This window comes from Alistipes sp. ZOR0009, from assembly GCF_000798815.1.
In the GTDB taxonomy this organism is placed as follows: Bacteria; Bacteroidota; Bacteroidia; order Bacteroidales; family ZOR0009; genus Acetobacteroides.
In genome coordinates, this window is the sequence record NZ_JTLD01000055.1 from 1 (window position 1) to 19,218 (window position 19,218).

The 19,218-nt window shown below is 40.2% G+C and carries 14 protein-coding genes; 7 read left to right on the forward strand and 7 right to left on the reverse strand.

Annotation, left to right across the window (positions count from 1 at the left end):
- Positions 1 to 736: DUF4375 domain-containing protein (locus L990_RS14600; protein WP_047450899.1), on the reverse strand; the 736-nt coding region annotated here is incomplete at its 3' end.
- Between the two features lie 87 nt (positions 737 to 823).
- A complete protein-coding gene (locus L990_RS19395; RefSeq protein ID WP_052181055.1) occupies positions 824 to 1,663 on the reverse strand; it encodes an energy transducer TonB in 840 nt (279 codons plus the stop codon).
- A 197-nt stretch (positions 1,664 to 1,860) separates the two neighbouring features.
- Here L990_RS19395 and L990_RS14610 point away from each other — a divergent pair, with 197 nt between their 5' ends.
- Positions 1,861 to 3,231 (forward strand): DNA/RNA non-specific endonuclease, encoded by a 1,371-nt coding sequence (locus L990_RS14610; protein WP_047450901.1) that lies wholly within the window; start codon positions 1,861 to 1,863, stop codon positions 3,229 to 3,231.
- Between the two features lie 108 nt (positions 3,232 to 3,339).
- Here L990_RS14610 and L990_RS14615 read toward each other — a convergent pair whose 3' ends face one another.
- Positions 3,340 to 4,161: a helix-turn-helix transcriptional regulator gene (locus tag L990_RS14615; protein ID WP_081981729.1), complete on the reverse strand. Its 822-nt coding sequence runs from the start codon at positions 4,159 to 4,161 to the stop codon at positions 3,340 to 3,342.
- Between the two features lie 307 nt (positions 4,162 to 4,468).
- On the opposite strand from L990_RS14615, the gene L990_RS14620 reads away from it, so the two are divergent.
- The 6 genes from L990_RS14620 to L990_RS14645 all read left to right on the forward strand — a co-directional run bounded on the left by L990_RS14620 (position 4,469) and on the right by L990_RS14645 (position 12,415).
- Positions 4,469 to 5,158 (forward strand): hypothetical protein, encoded by a 690-nt coding sequence (locus L990_RS14620; protein ID WP_156121613.1) that lies wholly within the window; start codon positions 4,469 to 4,471, stop codon positions 5,156 to 5,158.
- A 130-nt stretch (positions 5,159 to 5,288) separates the two neighbouring features.
- A complete protein-coding gene (locus L990_RS14625) occupies positions 5,289 to 5,729 on the forward strand; it encodes a MarR family winged helix-turn-helix transcriptional regulator (protein WP_047450907.1) in 441 nt (146 codons plus the stop codon).
- 74 nt (positions 5,730 to 5,803) lie between these two features.
- Complete coding sequence (locus L990_RS14630; RefSeq protein ID WP_047450909.1) at positions 5,804 to 7,171, forward strand: TolC family protein; 1,368 nt, start codon at positions 5,804 to 5,806, stop codon at positions 7,169 to 7,171.
- Positions 7,172 to 7,178: 7 nt separating this feature from the next.
- Positions 7,179 to 8,231 carry an efflux RND transporter periplasmic adaptor subunit gene (locus L990_RS14635; protein WP_047450911.1) on the forward strand — a complete coding sequence of 351 codons (1,053 nt, stop codon included), beginning with the start codon at positions 7,179 to 7,181 and terminating at the stop codon, positions 8,229 to 8,231.
- Between the two features lie 15 nt (positions 8,232 to 8,246).
- Positions 8,247 to 11,402: an efflux RND transporter permease subunit gene (locus L990_RS14640; RefSeq protein WP_047450913.1), complete on the forward strand. Its 3,156-nt coding sequence runs from the start codon at positions 8,247 to 8,249 to the stop codon at positions 11,400 to 11,402.
- A gap of 365 nt (positions 11,403 to 11,767) precedes the next feature.
- Complete coding sequence (locus L990_RS14645) at positions 11,768 to 12,415, forward strand: TetR/AcrR family transcriptional regulator (protein WP_047450914.1); 648 nt, start codon at positions 11,768 to 11,770, stop codon at positions 12,413 to 12,415.
- 224 nt (positions 12,416 to 12,639) lie between these two features.
- Here the strand turns inward: L990_RS14645 and L990_RS19740 are convergent, their stop codons facing one another.
- From L990_RS19740 to L990_RS20415, 4 genes are all read right to left on the reverse strand, one after another.
- Entirely contained in the window at positions 12,640 to 13,050 is a 411-nt protein-coding gene (locus L990_RS19740; protein ID WP_081981730.1) for a DUF3795 domain-containing protein, read from the reverse strand.
- A gap of 169 nt (positions 13,051 to 13,219) precedes the next feature.
- Complete coding sequence (locus tag L990_RS14650; RefSeq protein ID WP_047450922.1) at positions 13,220 to 14,122, reverse strand: BRCT domain-containing protein; 903 nt, start codon at positions 14,120 to 14,122, stop codon at positions 13,220 to 13,222.
- Between the two features lie 58 nt (positions 14,123 to 14,180).
- Positions 14,181 to 18,305 carry an AAA domain-containing protein gene (locus tag L990_RS14655; protein ID WP_047450916.1) on the reverse strand — a complete coding sequence of 1,375 codons (4,125 nt, stop codon included), beginning with the start codon at positions 18,303 to 18,305 and terminating at the stop codon, positions 14,181 to 14,183.
- A 695-nt stretch (positions 18,306 to 19,000) separates the two neighbouring features.
- On the reverse strand, positions 19,001 to 19,218 hold a 218-nt coding region (locus L990_RS20415), incomplete at its 5' end, for a hypothetical protein (protein WP_047450918.1).

The window sequence follows — 19,218 nt, forward strand, 5'->3', positions numbered from 1 at the left end:
CATTTTCTAATGAAATTGATTCTTTTATATAATTATCTTTTTCTTCAATTATTTCTCCCGACAATTTATCATCTATTTGCTGTATAAATTTTGTTTGATTAATTCTTATGAATTTTTCAAAATCTAAGTATAGTTGGTCGTTAATCTTTAAGTATAAACTATCTGCCTGTGAAAGAAAATCATCTTCGTAAAACTTGTTTTTAAAGTAATCTATTTTATTCCTGTCAATAGTTTCTAAACCTTTTTGAATATAATATAAATAAACTTTTTCAACAAGTTTGTAGTATTCTTTGTTTGGTAACAATTTTAAACCTTTGAGAATTGCTGGAAAGTATTTATCATACCCATTATAAATAAATTGGCTAAAACCACCATTTGTTACTTGACCATCTAAGTACCACCAAAAGTAGAGGGCTTTTTGTTCCTTGTTCAATATTTTAACACCCATTCTATGACTAAGTTGATTTTCTTTGCAATAATTTGTAACTTTATCAGATATAGGCTTTAGGATCTCCCAGTTAAAATCCATTTCTCTTAATCTGTAATAATTGATTTTAGAAATGTCAGGTTTGAAATTTGAATTAATATCAATAATTCCAAATTTGTCGTTTTTTAAATGTTTATCTATTATTATTTTTTCATTTTTATTTAAATTACATTTGATGTTTTTAATGTTTTGAGAGTGTGTAATTTGATTTGATGATATTAACAAAAATAGAAAAAAGTAATGTTTCATAGTAATGTCTGTTGTTTTTACATTGTCTCAACCTGTTTATATATGCTACTTACCAAATAAACCCCAATTGCGTATTTCTGTGCAGCTCTAATCTCTTATCTTGAACTTAATAGGGAAAATATATAAAACATTAACAGGTATCTTTTTATGGCAACCAGGTTTCCATGCTGGTGATTCTGATATAACTCTAATTGCTTCTATGTTTAAATCTGTTATGGATGGTTTCATTATTTCTGGATTTCTAATTTTCCCATTCACATCAATTATTGCTGTAACCCAAACGGTTCCTTCTATTCCATTTTTTTCAGCATATATTGGATATTTCAAATTCTTAGATACGTATTCTTCAAAATTTTTAGTTGTATCATTTCCATTAAAAACGGGCATCTTTTCAACCGCAACGAATGTTCCATTTTTGTTCATGTATTTTTCATCCTCTTTGCTGAAATTTTTATTTATTACACTATCTGGAGTATAATTCATTGCTTCGTTTTTCAAATAGTCAATAACCTTTGAGTAGTTAATTTTGTAAAGGATATCTCCGGTTTCATTATAGTATATCCAAAGTCCAGTTGGAATGTTTTGGTCGTACTCTCCAGATGCACAGACTTTACCGTTATTGAAAAAATAAAATTTTCCTTGTCTTATTTCTTGGTCTATGTTACTTAATCTCCCAGTGTATAATAGTACTGAATCTTTGGTTAATTTTTTTATTGCAAATGTCTTATTATCAATAGGTGTTGTTATTTGAATCAACCCGCTGCCATTCTGCTGTGATTGACAATAAGAACTGAAATTTGTTACCAAGATGATTGAAATAAGAAGCAAGAAATGTTTCATGTTATAGTTGTGGTTTGGCATTGATGTATTTGCAACTGTATTGTTGTTGATATAAAATGCAGGATTTTTATATATGTTTCCCGCCATTTGCTTCAAACAAAATTAGTATAAGTTTGGATAAAACACCAGCATTTGATTGATGCATAGCATGTCGTCTAAAGTAAGTCTTCATTTTCAGAGTGTTCTATTTGTCTGTAAGTTTACAGTTTTTGCAACAGAGCTAATTATATAATAAATAAATACGTATATTTAAATCTAATTAACCATCAGTATTCTTATTTGGTATGAAAAGGAATCAGTATGTTCTATTGGTAGCCATAGTTTTGCTAATGGCTGCAGGCTGCTCCCGCGAGCAGCAGGAGATTGGGCCTACTCCATTGTCAGAGTCTTCGGCAAAAGGTTCTTTAAAGTCGACGACGGTTGCCTTCTCCGAGGCTTTTGAGTCTGGTACAAAGGCGGCCTATTCGGCTGGCAACGTAACGCTTTCGAGTGGGCTATGGTCGTTTAACGATGCGCTGCTGGGAAATTCGAGCTCCGACAAGAAGGCCGGATCGCAGTCGGCTAGGATTCGGAACACGGGTAAGCTTACAATGCTCTTTAGTAAGGCTAACGGGGCGGGAACGATCACCATTTCGCATGCGGTATACGCTACCGATGGTTCCAGCACCTGGGAGCTCTGGATCTCGTCTAACTCTGGCTCTTCGTGGAGCAAGGTAGGAGGTGCGGTAACCACTAGCAGCGCGAGCCTAGCTACGGCCACGTTTACGGCCAACGTTGCTGGTAGCATCAGAATCGAGCTGCGAAAAACAGGTGGGGCTTCAAATCGGATTAACATCGACAACATTTCCATTACCGACTACTCGTCGGTTACACCGCCCGATCCCGATCCATCTTTTGTGGAGGATGGCAACATGGCCTTTGGCAATCCGAGTGGTGCCGTGGCAAACATTCTTAGCCCTAATAACTACCTAATGGTTAAGCCCCAGTACGCCATGGGGTACAGCAACGCTAAGCTTACGCCTATTTGGACAAGCTGGCATGTCACCTCAACCGATTTAGGGTCAACACCTCGGCAGGATGATTTTCGCCCCGACGCTACGCTTCCTTCCGGTTGGTATCAGTGCGTCTCCTCCGAATATTCGGGCTCTGGATTCGATAGGGGGCATATGTGTCCGTCGGCTGATAGGACTAGCTCGGTAGCCAACAACTCGGCTACCTTCTTAATGACCAACATGGTGCCTCAGGCTCCCCAAAACAACCAGGTAACTTGGGCTAACCTCGAGAACTATACGCGCGCTCTGGTAAATGCAGGTAATGAGGTGTACATTATTTGTGGACCTTACGGGCAAGGAGGAACGGGCTCGAACGGTGCAAAAAGTACGGTTGGCAATGGGGTGGTGGTGCCTAGCCAAACATGGAAAATCATACTTGTGTTGCCTCAGGGTACTAACGATTTGAGCCGGATATCAGCAACAACCCGGGTTATTGCCGTTTTAATGCCCAACACCCAAGCATGCAGCAGCAACCCTTGGGGATATTATCGGGTTTCTGTCGATTCTATTGAGTCGCTTACAGGCTTCGACTTCTTTAGCAACCTGCCTGCTAACGTGCAAGCGGCGCTGGAATCGCAGGTGGATAATGGAGCAACGAGCTAAATAGCTTGCGCCTACCAGTAGCCAAAGGGTGCTGGTGTACAATATTTAACGGCTTGGAGAGATACTCTAAGCCGTTTTTTTGAACACTTTGAGCGGGAAGCTGTGCTTCTAATCGTAAAATAGGTTCATAAACCTCATGTACTGCATCAGCTCCTGCTTGTTTCTGAGACAAAGCTTCTCCAGCACATTTCGTCGGTGCTTTCGGGCGGTATCGGTGCTGATAAATCGCTTTTTGGTAATATCGCTATCCGATTCGCCGGAGGCTAGCAGTATGCTGTATTCGATTTGAGATTTGGTTAGCGCGTTCCTCTTATTCTGTGCTACCACCACTCTTTTGTTTATATCTACAACGTAAATTCCATGATGCGCGGTGGTACTTGGGCGTCGATTTAGGCGTCGTAGCGTTAGTATGATAGACGGACGCTCGCATTTGCTGCTGTGCTGCCTTCTGATGCGTACTTGTACCCAGCAGCAACCGTTGTTTGGCGTGTTAAGGCAGCAATCGAAGAGTAGGGCTAGGCTGGCAACCTTTTCGATGGGTTCCTTTGCAAAATGTTGCATGTATATGCCGATAGCCTCCCTAACAACCATCTCTTCTTCCTCCTTCTCCAGCTCCTCTTTTTCCTCCTTTCCCGTTTTATGCGCCTCCTGCTTTTTCTCCCTCTTCTCCCTCTTTTTTACCAATTCTATCAGATCGGAGAGGTAAAGGCTTTTCCCGTTTAGAAAGCCGAGTACAGCGTCGTTGCTATTTAAAAAGGTGAAGCGCGGTTTGCCGCAGCAGGCAAGGGCAAAAATCTGCTGTGGCTCCATCGTTAGCTCCGACAGTATTATGGGAAGATGCAGCGCAAGGATGGGGTAGTGGTCGCCCTGCGCTTCTAGCATAGTTTGATTCCGATTTGACGATGCGCTTTGAGGTGTAGTGGGTACCATATTATACTATAGTTTTATAATTTGTAGCTGAGCATGATTACGTCCTATCAAGGTGTTTTGAGATCCTCGCCACAACTCCCACCTACGGTAGCCTCTGAGAAAAAGCTACATCCACCCTCAAAACGATGGTCCTATTGCAAAAATTATAAAATATGGTGTATGTTCCTACAAGTCATTCGTTTTTTATTGAAAAATACTACAAATGGGTAATGGATTTAGGGTTGTTGGACGGTTTAAATTTGATCTTGTAGCCTTAAGAGTGGCTACGAAATGTTGTCCGTATTTACAAATTTAAAATCGCAAAGAGATGATTCCTTACATGTCAACTTGTATTCCTTTTGCTCCTCGGGAGTTTAATTCGTACATACTTAATACGTCTACCCACTTAAAGGGAAGTGCGGAACGGTTGGGGGTTGAGCCATCCTTGGTTACTGCTTGGGATGGGTTCAATTCCCGTTGGACTCCGTTGTACGAAAAGTATTTGGATGAGTTTAACTCGCGAACTCCTGCTGTAATCTCGCAGATGACGGGCATAATTGAAGAGGTTCATCAGTTTGAGGATGAAAAGCACATGATTGCTAAAATTGCAATCTCTCCTAACGTGACAGCTGTCGACCTTGAAGTTTTTAACATCAACATGGGACGTAGGCAGTCGCGTTCGGTACCTCAAACACCAATTAAGAGCCAGCCGCTGGTAGTCTTAAAGCCAATTGGTGGTGGTACTATCGATATTAGATGCTACGGGGCGGGTAAGCGGGCTGCTATTATCGATGAGGCCGATTGCATACAGTACCGTTATGCTGTTGGCGCTATTCCACCTCCATCGGTCGAGGAGGCTTCGCTGCAGAATGAAATCTCCTCGAAGGCAGCATTTTTGCTTAAGGCAGGAGCCGAAAACGAGGGGATACGACTGTATATCTACTTCCGCTGGTATAACACCCGCCATCCAGATATTGCTGGTCCGTGGAGCTCCCAGTATACCACTATTATATTGTAGGCTACTTAGATAAGACGATAAAAGGCGAATCGGTTACGGTTCGCCTTTATATTTTTTTATTTTTCGGGCAAAAAATAGTTGCAGTAGTCAACTGTTGATATATATTTGCACCGCGAAATAAAGAAAAAACATGAAAGGACAAGATTTACCTATAGGAATGGTGGTGGGCCGAATGCTTGGACGCATGGGAAAAGTTTTTAAGCGCGAGCTCAATGAGGCCCAAATTGATATTACCCTAGAGCAGCTAGGCTTGCTGCACGCTATCTCTGAAAATGAGCAGGATGTTGTTCAGCAGGATATGGCGGATATCATGAATAAGGATAAGTCTGCAATTCTTAGGCTAATTGACTCTTTAGAAAAGAAGGGGTTGGTTGTTCGATCTATCGATCCACAAGATCGAAGGAAAAACTTGCTGTTTGTTACCGAGCAGGGCATGGCGGTGCTGGTTAAGATAGGCGGTGTTGCTGCAGAGATTAACCCTAAGTTTGTTGAGAATATTAGCCAAGCGGATTTGGATACCTTTTTTGCCGTGGCAGAAAAGATTAAACAAAATGCCGAGAGGCTGATTTAGAAAAAAAATTTACACTATTAGTTGATTTAGTCAACTGTTTACAATGTTAACTTTTAATAAACACACAATAATTAATGGGTAAGCTCAAGTCAGCAGCTGGGGTTGCACTCTTTATGACGTTACTCTACGGATCGTCAGCGTATAGCCAAAAGGTTACCACGCTAAAGGAGTGCTTAAGTTACGCCAGCACCAATAACCGAAACCTGAAGATATCGGGCTACGAGCTCGAGGTTTCGCAACGAAAGGTTTATGAGCAAATGGGTACTTACTTGCCGCAGGTAAACGCATCGGGCTCGTTGGATGACAATCTAAAGTTAAGCAAGCAGCTGCTACCGGCAGAGATGTTTGGCGGGACGCCAGGAACCTACAAGGCCGTATCGTTTGGAACAAAGTATAGCATGTCTGGAGGAATCCAGGTTACGCAGAGTATTTTCGATCCGCAGTTTTTTGTAGCACTTAAAACGGTAAAGACAAACAAAAAGCTCTCGGAGCAGAACCAGAAGAAGACGCAAGAGTCGGTTACCTATAACATCAGCATTGGTTATTACCAGTCGCTCATCATTCAGAAGCAGCTAAACGTGCTAAAGGCAACGCTAGATGCCTCGAAGGAGTCGCTAAAATCGGCAGAGCTACGCTTTAAGAATGGTATGGCCAAGCAGATTGATGTTGATAAGCTACGCGTAAGCTTTAACAACACCAAGTCGTCGCTAAAGCAAACCGAGCTGAGCTACAACCAGTCGCTAAACAACCTGAAGAACCAGATGGGCATGCCGCTCGATAGCGTAATTGTGCTACCCGATGCTGTTCCCGAATTTACATTCGACCGCATGGCAACCGAAGCCATTACCGATAGTACGATAGAGAGAAGGAGCGACTACCAGATTCTGAAAACGAATATGGCGCTTACCGAGCTTGATAAGAGGAAGAGTATCGCCTCGTACCTTCCAACCCTATCAAGCTACTACAACTTTAACTACAACGCCATGAACCAGGAGTTTAAGTTTTACGAGTCAAGCCAGAAGTGGTTTAACAGCCAGTCGATTGGACTTAAGCTTTCGATTCCTATTTTCTCGGGCTTTCAGAGGTATCAGCGCCTCAACCAGGCGAAGCTGAACATTGCCAAGAGCCAAGAAAACCTGAAGCTAACCGAGCAGAATATCCGCGTCCAAATTTCGAACTACGAAATTCAGTACCGCAACGCTTTGGACAACATACAGAACGAGAAGGAGAACTTAGACTTGGCCCAAAGGGTGTACGCCAATACGCAGCTCGAGTGTAAGCAGGGTGTAAGCAAGACGCTCGACCTTGTTCAGGCAGAAACCTCCCTGCGCGAGGCTCAGAACAACTACTTCAATAAGCTGCTAAGCCTTTATATCGCCAAGATAGACTACGAGCAGTCGAAGGGGAACCTCGAAAACTTTATAAACAACCAACTCAAATAGATATTGTATGAAAAGATTAGTAGCCATTATAGTTGCCGTAGTCCTCGTTGCACTAATTGTTTTTAGGCTAAAGAGCAACCACGAAAAGATTAACGCCAAGCAGAACGTAAGCACCGACCTAGCCTATACCAGCGTCGACGTTGCTCCTGTAAAGAGTATGCAGCTCGAGCAAGATCTGAGCTTGGTTGGATATCTGGATGCTTCGAAGGAGATTGTTATATCGGCAGAGGCGCAAGGCACCATCACATCTCTAAATATAGAGCTGGGACAATCGGTAGCCCAGGGTTATACCATTGCCCTTATCGACAGCAGGCAAAAGCAGCTGGCGCTTAAGACTGCGCAGCTGAGCTTAAAAAAGTTGACCAAAGATTTAGCCCGATATAAGAGCCTTTATCAGGGTGGAAGCGCCACCGAGCAGCAGGTTGACGATGCGCAGAACGCCTACGAGAACGCCGTTGTTCAGGAGCAGCTGGCCGCTAAGCAGCTAGCCGATGCTACCGTTAAATCGCCTATCAGCGGTATTATATCGAAGAAAACGGTTGAGCGTGGGACCTTTGTTAATGTTGGCAACCCCATTGCTACCATCGTAGACATCAACCAAATGAAGATTAAGCTCAACGTTTCGGAGGCCAATGTTTACCTGCTAAAGCAAGGCGACAAGGCAACAATTACGACAGAGGTATACCCTTCGGCTACGTTTACCGGAAAAATTAGCTTCATCAGCCCTAAGGGAGACGAGGCGCATAACTATCAGGTAGAGCTGCTAATTGCCAATAACGGTAAGAATCGTCTTAGAGCAGGCACCTTCGCCAATGTGCATTTCGACCTTCCATCTAGGGCTAAGGTTCTCTGCATCCCACGCGAAGCGCTACAGGGGAGCGTAAAGGACGCTCAGGTTTACGTTGTTGATAACGGTAAAGCCGTACTTCGCCGCATTACGGTTAGCGGGGGCAACGACAAATTCTTGGAGGTTACCTCGGGTCTTAGCGAAGGCGAAAAGGTGGTAACTACCGGACAGGTAAACCTTACCGATGGCAAAGCAATAAAAGTAAACAACTAAACAAAGCGTATAAACATGTCAATAACTGAAGTTGCAATTAAACGACCTACGCTGGTAGTTGTTGCCTTTGCGGTATTGGCCATTCTGGGTATCACCTCGTATTCGCTCTTGAACTACGACCTGATCCCCAAGATGAACATTCCCGTAGTTAGTATCGTAACCACCTATCCGGGGGCTTCGGCCAACGAGGTGGAAAGCTCCGTGACCAAAAAGGTGGAAGATGCAGTTTCGTCGTTGGAGAATATCAAGAACCTCTACTCGACATCGCAGGAGGGTGTGTCGAGCGTGATTATAGAGCTCGAGTCGAGCGCCGATCCTAACCGTGCCCTTCAGGATGCTCAGCGTAAGATCAACGCTATGGTATCGCAGCTGCCTACTGGATCAAAAACTCCTTCTATCAATAAGTTCTCGACCGACGAGATGCCTATCATAAAGCTGGGTGTTACCGGAAAGATGGAGCCAACAAAGCTATACCAGCTTACCGACGATGAGATAAAACCTCAGCTTTCGAAGATAAACGGGGTGGGACAAATTACGCTTGTTGGTGGTAGCGAACGCGAGGTTAAGATAAATGTCAACAAGCAGAAGCTCGATACCTACAAGCTTTCCATCAGCCAGGTTTACCAGGCTATTCAGGGCGCCAACCTCGAAATGCCTACCGGAAAGGTAGAGGGAGATCTGAAGCAGTATACCGTTCGTCTTTTGGGTAAGGTCAACTCGTTTGATAAAATCAGAAACATTACGGTTGCCACCAACGCAGCGGGCAGCATCGTTAAGCTCTCGGATGTGGCCGATGTGGTAGATGGGATAGCCGAGATGAATACCACCAGCCGCATTAACGGGAAAACATCAATCGGTATTCTTATCGTAAAGCAAACCGATGCCAATACGGTGGATGTTTGTAAGCAGGTTAAGGAGCAGATCGTAAAGCTCGAAAAGCAGTACGCTGACAAGGGCATTAAGTTTGACGTTGCCTCAGACAGCTCGACCTATACGCTTGCTTCTGCCAACGCTGTAATGGAAGACCTTATGTTTGCCATTATTTTGGTAGCGATGGTGATGTTCTTCTTCCTGCATAGCATCCGTAACTCGTTTATTGTGCTAATCTCCATTCCTTGTTCCATTATTTCGGTGTTCGTAGCGATGTACATCTTTAACTTTTCGCTAAACCTGCTCACCTTAATGGCGCTATCGCTGGTAATTGGTATTCTGGTGGACGACTCCATTGTGGTGCTCGAAAATATTTACCGACACCTCGAAATGGGTAAGGATAAGCGTAAAGCTGCGCTAGATGGCCGAAATGAGATTGGCTATACTGCTGTTGCCATCACCATGGTAGACGTGGTGGTATTTCTTCCTCTCTCGCTGGTATCTGGTATGATTGGAAATATGCTTCGCGAGTTTTCGTTGGTAATTGTCTTTTCGACGCTGATGAGCTTGATTGTATCGTTTACCGTTACTCCGTTGCTGGCATCGCGCTTTAGTAAGATTGAGCAGCTAACCCGCAACACGCTTATTGGGCGCTTTGCGCTATGGTTCGAGAAGTTTTTCGATAAGCTGGTACACACCTACGAGCGAGTACTTCGCTGGGCATTAAATCACCGCAAAGTGGTTTACGCTACTGTAACAGCGCTTATCATACTATCTTTTTCGCTGGTTGGAATGGGCCTTATTGGTGCCGCCTTCTCGAAGGATGGTGACCGCGGTGAGTTTGTTATTAAGCTCGAAGGCGAGCCTCAAAATACCATCCACCAAACGGCGTTGCTTGTAGAGCGCGTTGAGGGCTTGCTCAGAAAGCACCCCGAGGTGACTAAGGTATTCTCCAACGTGGGCTACTCTAGCTCCGACCTAGGTGGAGGAAATAGCACTGCCTACAAGGCCGAGATTACCGTGACCCTTGTTCCAAAGGAAGAGCGTACAACCCCTGTTGACGTATTTGCCGCTAACATAAAGAAGGAGATTCAGTCGATATCTGGATTAAAGGTTAGCGCCACCCAGGCCAACATTATGGGTAATGCCGACGATGCCCCTATTCAGGTTCTTTTGCGCGGGGCTAACGTTACTCGACTATACGCCATGGCCGATAGCGTAATGAAGGTGGTAAAGCAGGTTCCTGGAACCAACGACGTAAAGCTATCTATCGATAGAAGTAAACCCGAGATGCAAATTCAGCTCGATCGCGAAAAGATGGAGCGCATGGGGCTATCGGTTCAGCAGGTTGGAAGCGTACTAAACCTAGCCCTTGCCGGAAATACCGACCTTCAGTATGCCGAGGGCGATAAGGATTACGACATCAACGTAAAGCTCGACCAGTTTGATAGAAACCGTGTAGAAGATATCGGATCGCTCACCGTTTTGAATAAAAGCGGCCAGCTGGTGGAGGTTAGCAGCTTTGCTAACATACTCCAGTCGCAGGGGCCAAACAAGCTCGAGCGCTACAACCGTGTTCCTTCCATCACCGTTAAATCGTCGGTGTTCGGACGTCCTATGGGAACGGTAGGCGCCGAGGTAAAGAAGGCTATTGGCGAGCAGATTCACCCCGGGGAGATTACCATTGACTACAAAGGTCAGATGGAGCGCCAAGGCGACGCATTCGGTAGCCTGTTTACGGCAATCATTGCTGCTCTTGTCTTTGTTTACCTCATTATGGTAGCGCTCTACAACTCGTATCTCTATCCGTTTGTGGTGATGTTCTCTATCCCAGCGGCTATTGTGGGGGCGCTATTTGCGCTAGCTCTAACTGGCGAGTACCTGACTATATTCTCCATCATCGGTATGATTATGCTTATCGGGTTGGTGGCTAAGAATGCGATCCTTATTGTAGACTTTGCCAACAAGCAGCGCGAGCAGGGTGCTTCGGTTTATGACGCCCTTATTGAGGCAGGTAAGGAAAGGCTTCGTCCAATTATGATGACTACCCTTTCGATGATTTTAGGTATGATGCCTATTGCATTGGCATCGGGAGCTAGCGCCGAGAGTAAGAATGGCCTTGCTTGGGTAATCATAGGCGGTCTTACCAGCTCGCTAATGCTAACGCTTATCCTTGTTCCATCGGTTTACATGACTATGGATAAGTATAAAGCTAGGCTTAGCCGATTGGGGCATAGCAAAAAAGGGAAAGAGGATAGCAAGCAGGAGGCTGTAAAGGGAGTAGACGAGCATGGGGCTTAATTGTCTCCAACTCTTGTTGATGTAGAACTTTCGAACAATAGTATATCCAGTTTTTTAGAGTACCGGTTCTGCCCTTTAAATATTGAAGGGTAGGGCCGAACTCTTTTGAAATTCAGCTATTGGAGGAAATTGTGAAGCTTTTATTGATGAAGTTGGGGTTGTTTACAGGTATATATTCTTGAAAAAAGGGCTGCTTGCAATGCTGATTCTTCTTATCTAAAGCGGCTAAATCTGCCGTTTTCAGCAGCAAAAGTTAGGCTGTACCCTGTGTAAATCTTAGCCAGTAGTGTTTCCACTTTTATAAAGTTCCGTTCGGTAAATGTAGCTGGCATATGTTGTGTCGCATCTTGAAAGTTGAATAAGCAATGAAATCAAAAAGACTATTCTATTTAAATAAGATCTCCAACCTACTGCTCGAAAGTAGGGGAGATAAAATGAAAATTGAAGATATTGCCGCTGCTATTGGGGTGACAAAAAAAACGATCTACAACTACTTTGATAGCAAGCAGGATCTGTGCGAGTGTATTGTAGATAGCTATATCCGTGGACAGCTTAACCAGATTAGGGTAGGGATGAAGGGAGAGGCGCCCTTAGTTACCCTACTTTCCATCAACGAAAGAGTTTATAAGGCTTACGGGCATTGTAGGCTGCTGCTTTTGCCGTTAGGAGGGGTGCATCAAAGCGAGTCGTTTGTAAAATTGGTAGAGGAGTACCAGCAGGATCTTATTGAAATAACCGACTTTACGATAAGGAAAGGGATTAACGAGTACCTGTTTGATGCGGACATAAATACGACCCTCGTTAGCAAGTTTTACATTTCGGGGATTCAGGTTCTTTCCAATCCCAGCAGCTTAAAAAATCAGATGGCCGAGCTTCGGGTGCAGCATAAAGAAACGCTATTCTACCTGCTTAAGGGAATTTGTACCCCCAAGGGCATAGCCGAACTTCGTCAGATGCTTGATATTAAGGTTAGGCTTCGCGATGGCGAAAGGCGGGAGGTGTCGGTTGCTTAATGGTAAACCTTAGTATCCCAAACCTGCTATAAGGTGCTGTTATGGGCTAGAGGGTAAGGTTGGCTACACCTGCCATACTATACCGCGAACTAGTTGAGCCACTTTACCATCTTGCTGGCTTAATTATCTCTTTAAACTTTTCATATCCAGCTAAAGTCATCATCCCAAATTTAGCATTGGGATATGTTGGCTCTATTTTAAGAGTCCGAGGCAGGAACCTCTGACTAACGGGGGCGTTTACTGTTTATTTTGAAGAGAACTTCTCGCTTCATTAAAAAGGCTCTTGATAATTCTTTGTATTCGCTATACGAACATATATTTTTACATGCTTCATTAGTCTTATCTGTTTTTTGAAATACTAAATTTATTTTCTCACACGGAAAATTATGGCATTCTCCACAATTGCTTAGATTCTCCAAATGCTCACAGTTGTTGAGATTATAGCTACATGATTTTGTCTTACTGCATCCTGAACATCTTAACTCTTCAGGGTTGAGTATCCTGTCTCGAAAACCTAGCCTATACCACAAATCCGCAATCTCACCCAATTTAGATATATCGTTGTTTTTGGTTGCAATATAGCGTGGACATTCAGAGCATATATCCCCACAAATAGATATTGTTAAATTATCCATTGTATGCTTTTTTATATTCTTTTTGCTAAGCGTAGGCAGAGCCTACGCTTTTCTTATTTTTGGCCTTTGTCTGTATAGGACAGGCCAGAGGCCTTGGTTTCTAAAGCGGAACGAGGACGATCCGCTTAACAGGGGCTGAACTTCAGACTAACGGGGTTGAAGACATTTTTTATTTATAATCTTCTACAAAATCCCAAAAATCAAACTCGTGGATTATTGAAACTTTTTGACCCTTTTTCCTTAGCTCTATTGCTTTTTCAACTTTTCGACCATAACATGCAAATGCCCAACATGGATTTCCATTGTCACCTACAATTAAATAGTCCGTATTTTTTGAAACATTATCGATATAACTTCCTCCCAAATTATTAACAACGCTTATGAGTTCACTTCGTGGAGATCTCTTTGCAATACCAGTAAAACAAAAGCTTTTTCCTTTAAATTCGACTTGAGGGTCAATCGTACAAATTCCAGATATTAGGATATTAGATGTTTCATTTTCAATTTTTTGAGCTATATCTACTGTTTCTATTTTCGAATATTCATTAAAATATGCAAGTAATCGCTTCCGTTCATCATCATCAACTTTCCCATCGCTGAGGATAGATGTAACTAAACTTTTTATCTCGTCATAAGGATAATAAGAAATCAAATGTTCATTTCTATCAAGCCACTTATCTAATTCAAATATTTCAGAATCTTTTACTACTCCATCAGATATAATGCCATGGCAAATCCCCTGTAGCGTTTGTAAATCAGACGTTACTGCATTGTAATATATACTGTCATGTTCGTATTTTTGACAAAGCCAATATAAATCTTCTAAAGTGTCTTTGCGAATTGACGAGTTTTTTATTGATTCCCTTATTAAGAGCATAAATTCTTTGAAAGGATTTCTATTTATTAAATCATAGTGCTTTTGGCACCAATTATCTAATTCTTGTATCTCTATGTCATTGATATTTGTGTCAAAATTAATGCCCATTAAAATTCCTTTAAGCGAATTTATAGCTTTGTCTGCTTCACTTCTGCTTGTGAATTTTCTGAAATCCAAATTATCGTTTTTTTTCATAGCAAATGATATTTTATAGGCCACAACCATTGGCGTTACGGTCAAAATTGTTTGATTGTTAACTTAATGTCTCGTATTTAGAACTTAAAATGTCTTTTGAAGATGCTTCATTTTGAGAGAGATTTATTTTTTCAAATTCATCTTTGTCGAATCGATTAATAACTGCGATTAGTTTATTTAATTCTTTTTCAGCATTATACCACCAGTTTGTAGACCAAATTCGATGAAACATAAGGCCGTAAGGCGTAATAACACCTTCTCTAAATATATCCCAAGCATAAGCTTCATTGCTACTGTGATATTCTGCCCCATCGCATTCAATTGCAATAATTGGTTTCATTGTTATTTTTGACTTTACTACTAAGTCAATTCTAAAACCACCAATTTTATATTGTTGCTCAATTCTGTCTTCTCCTATTTTAGCAACTAAGCGATTGAATACTTCTTCCTCAAATGGAGATTCTGAACCTAGATTATATTCACTATCATACTGTCGCGATTCGCAATTATTATACAGAAGTTTTAAAATTTCTTTTTGTTCCTCAGTGTTGTTTTCGCTAATTGCTTTAGAATATGCTAGATAAGCATAAAATATTCCTCGTCCTGTATTTTTGTTCTCTCTTAATAGTATTGAATATTCGTTTATTCTCTCTTCTGGAATGGAGGTACATACAAACATTTTCAATTTGGCTCTAGTAATAATAACATTCAGCAGTTTGAAGCCGTTTTGTTGCAGAATAGGTCCGAATTGCTGTCTAAAGCTACCGTCTTTTCTTTTTCCAAAGGTTGTTGAAAGAATAATTATATCGCGTTCATCCCCTTGTATGTTTTCGAGGTTTTTTACAAATAAATCAGTACCGTACAATGAAAGTTTTTTGTCAATTACTGGATTCTGCCTAGCTTTTGTGATTTCCTCTAAAATTAGATTACGTTGATATAAATTAAATGTTGCTATACCTACAGAGGGGTATTTACCATTAGATAGCGGCTTAATTTTATTCAATAAAATATCAATCACATGTTTCGCTTCGTCAAAGTTTACCGAATCTTCGTATAAGCCTGAAACTTGAATATACTCGATAGGTTTATAGTCTTGCTTTGCTGGCATTGGAATTAACCGTTTACCATAAAATGCATGATTTGAGAACTCTATTAAACTAGGGTGTTGAGAGCGATAGTGGATTTTTAAAAATGAGGCTTCGTAATTGCAATTTTCCGCATAAACTAATAATGATTCACTGTCGGCTAAATCTATATTTTGTTTGATTTTTGCATTTTCTGATTGGTAATAGGTATCTTCCTCGTTATCCTCGTCTGTTGGTGTTAAAATAGCATTACCACCTTGGAAGAAATTTGAAGGTGGCATTTGTTGACTATCACCGGAGATAATTTTAATTTTACCTCTGAGTAACGCTGGAAATGTATCTTCGATTCGTAACTGACTAGCTTCATCAAAAATAACAACATCAAAAAGGCCTTCTTTCAATGGGATAATAGAACCACAAACACTTGGGCTTATAAGAAGAACTGGATAAAAACTTGTAAAAAGGTTAAAATCTGTGCGGATAATTTTACGTAAAGAATTTCGTTTCTCTCCTCTAGCTCCTCTCTTATTGAATAAGCTAATTATGTTTATTCCATTGCGTTGCGCATTTCTTACGGCATTGTGTTGTTTTTCAGACCAATCATTAACAATGTTGTTTTTTTGTACCTGTCGTAAATCATTCTTGTGATTAATGATTTCGTTCAAGTTATCTTCATTTTTTGGTAAATCTTTATGTTCATTAATTGACAACAACCAGTAAAAGTACCAAGTTTTAAACTGGATAATCCAATTGCTACTTTTAATCTCAATCAATGAGTAAATGACATTTTTTTGTAAATCAGTTAATTCTAAAATGAATTTTCTCCATGCATAATATTCTCTGAACTCTTTTAGATGTTCATTAATAACATTAAATGAAGAGATAATTTGATTTGTTGTGCTTATGCGTTCTGAGTGTGTGTGGCATGGTGAAAATTCTTTTTCAAAAATATTTGTTTCATATATACTTTTGTTTGTTATATCAAAAAGGTTCTCGATATTTTTAATATGTAATTCAAGTCCAGAATATTCTGGATGTATATTGTTAGATTCAAAATTGTTAAGATAGGTTGTTTTTATGCCTTCAATTTTATCGTACCAATCATTGGCTAATTTTTTTAGAAGTTCAATGTTTTCAATTACATATTTAAAATTTACTGTTTTTTCAATTTTAATAAAATTATGTTCGAAGTAGTTATAAACTTGTTTTATAGCCTTTATTTTACTAATGCTATCGATAAATAATCTTCTGTCGCATTTGATATTTTTTTGTTTTTTTGAAACAATACTCAAAATAGTTGTTAATGCTTTTGTGAAAATGTCATTTTTTAAAAATATATCTCCGTATATATTTCTTGAAACTGAAACAAATGTTGAAAATGAATCTATTTCGTTAGTTATAGATTTATAGTAGTTTAAATAATGATTGTCAAGCCATTTTTTATAATTTTCTACATTGAGGATCAGTTCTGCTCGTATATTACAGAACTCTTTAGTATAGAATATATAATTCTCTTCTAGTTTTAATTGAGCAACTCTAGAATTTTCATTTTGAAATAATTTGTCACTAAGAATATTTAGAGGGTGGTTCGTATCTTTAATTTCATAAAATAATTTTTGAGCTGTCTTAATTTTTTCAATAAAATCAAATAATTCATTTTCATCTTCATGAAATTTAAATTGCTTATAATCTAGTTTGTATTTAAACTCCCCGATTTCAGCAGTACTTTCGTATTTTAGAAACTCACCAACCAGATCAGTCCATCTTTTTCCTTGAAAAATTTTCTTGTCAAGTTGCTTGTGCTGATTGTTATACGATCCAACCTTATTTTCAAGGTTTTGTATTAGAAAATCATAGTTTGCTGTATTGTAGTTATTGTAAGATGATAAATTGTTGTGTCTGTCACGTACTGAGTTGACAATCCCGTCTCTGTCTTTGTTAATGTCTTCAATTACTGCGGCAAGTGCTCCTATTTGTTCACTTTCTTTTTCAAGATTATGCTTTATTATATCTAAGGCAGTCTTTTTTTCGCACACCACGAGACACTTTAGGTTATTTGCTAAAGCATTTGTTATTAGTGCGGTTAATGTTTGACTTTTTCCAGTACCAGGAGGACCCTGTATTATTTTTCGAGGTTTAGAGTTGAGGGTTGATAAAATTTCTTGTTGGCTTGGATCTGTTTGTACAGCACTATGTGCAGTACCTGGGAATTGCTCAACAACGAGTTTGTCAAATTGAAAATCAGAATAATTTTCTAAAATTTTATCTATATCACCAATAATGCTTTCTTTCTGAGCTCTAAATAGGCCAAATACACCTCCAAAGTAAATCCAAGGTAAATTGTTTGATATATTGTCAATTGTAGTAGAGTCAGGAATATTTTTAATAGGTTCTTTCTGTTTGTTAATTAATTCATTTATATATTCTTCGTTTGTATTTGGATTTAGTGCTTTAATGATTTTATAACATTCATCAACTAATTCTTCCTGATCAATGATTGCGTCTTCTAAGAGTTCTTCGTTGACTTGAGGGATGATTATATTTTCGTCTGTTTTCAGATACGATAGAAGAACTTCGTTTAAGCCGACTGAATGTATTTCTTCATCTGAAATCCTCCCATTTGAATTACGAACTTTGTTTCTTAAAATTGACCATGTGTTTACTTTGTTTGTTGCTTTTACTATTTCAAGTTGCCAAATGAATATTGGAGCTTTTATAATTTTTCTAGGATCTTGTTTTGAGGGTTTTACCAGCAGAGGATAGCCAAAACTAAAAGTTTTTATACCATGTTCTTTGTAGTTGTCATCATTCTCATAATTTAGAGAATTTAGCCGTTTTGAAAGGATACCTAATCTTTTCTGTACTTCTGGGGGAGTTTTACTTAGATTTACACTATCAAATGATATATTAAATTCAAAGCAAGATTTTGAGAATAGTAGTTTTAAGAATTCATTTGCAAACTCAGGTTTAATAATATTTAAATTAGATAAGTCTAATCTTGTAGCATAACGTCCAGGTAAAGCGTTTAAATGTATTGACTTAGTATTACCTCCTTTGAGTTTGTCTCGTAATGCTTGTATAAAATTTATGTCTATCATTGTCAGATTTTTAAAGTCCTAATTTACTGTCTCTGTTTTTTTACACTAATTTAGTAGTATTGGTGTATGCGTTCTATTTGCTATTGTTTTCGTCTTATATGACGTTGTTTTGTAGATGTACCAGTAGGGTCTATTCCCGTCAGCAAGGATATGCATGCTGCTGCAATTTTTCCCATTGTTCTCATTAAGTTTATGCGATATTATTGCTTATGGTTATTTTCTTGCAAGTTTGAGCGCCTGCATCCATTTCGGCTACCAATTTAATATTTATTTACAGTTTCATTTATCTTTTTTTCCATAATATTTAGTGCTATGGAGGATCGGGTGGAGGTGCTGCCTAGCGGTAGCTGCCGAGGCTGTGCTAAAGGGGATTTTAGTGGTGGCAGGTTGGCGGTTATGCCGTATAATGCTTAGGGATTTTATGGATGAGCTATATAGTCGGTATTGAGGCTATTCGGTAGCTATGGTAGGCTGTCCCGCTTGCAGAGTGCCGCCTTCGGTTTGCCTGTTACTCCTACAGAGCGGCCTGATGTTTCTAAGGGGCTCCCGCAAACCTTTCTAAACGAGAGGGGTAATGGCTGCTGGTAGCCTGCTGTTGCGACCTGCTGCCTTGTAGCTGTAGTCAGCAGGCTTAGTACTCCATTAAGCCACATTTAAGCTTCTTGCTGCAGGCTTAGTACTCCATTAAGCCATATTTAAGCTTCTTGCTGCAGGCTTAATACTCCATTAAGCCACATTTTAGTTTCTTGTTTTAGGCTTAATACTCCGTTAAGCCACATTTTAGTTTCTTGCTTTAGGCTTAATACTCCGTTAAGCCACATTGTAGCGGCTTGCTGCAGGCTTAATACTCCATTAAGCCACATTGTAGCGGCTTGCTGCAGGCTTAATACTCCATTAAGCCATATTGTAGCCG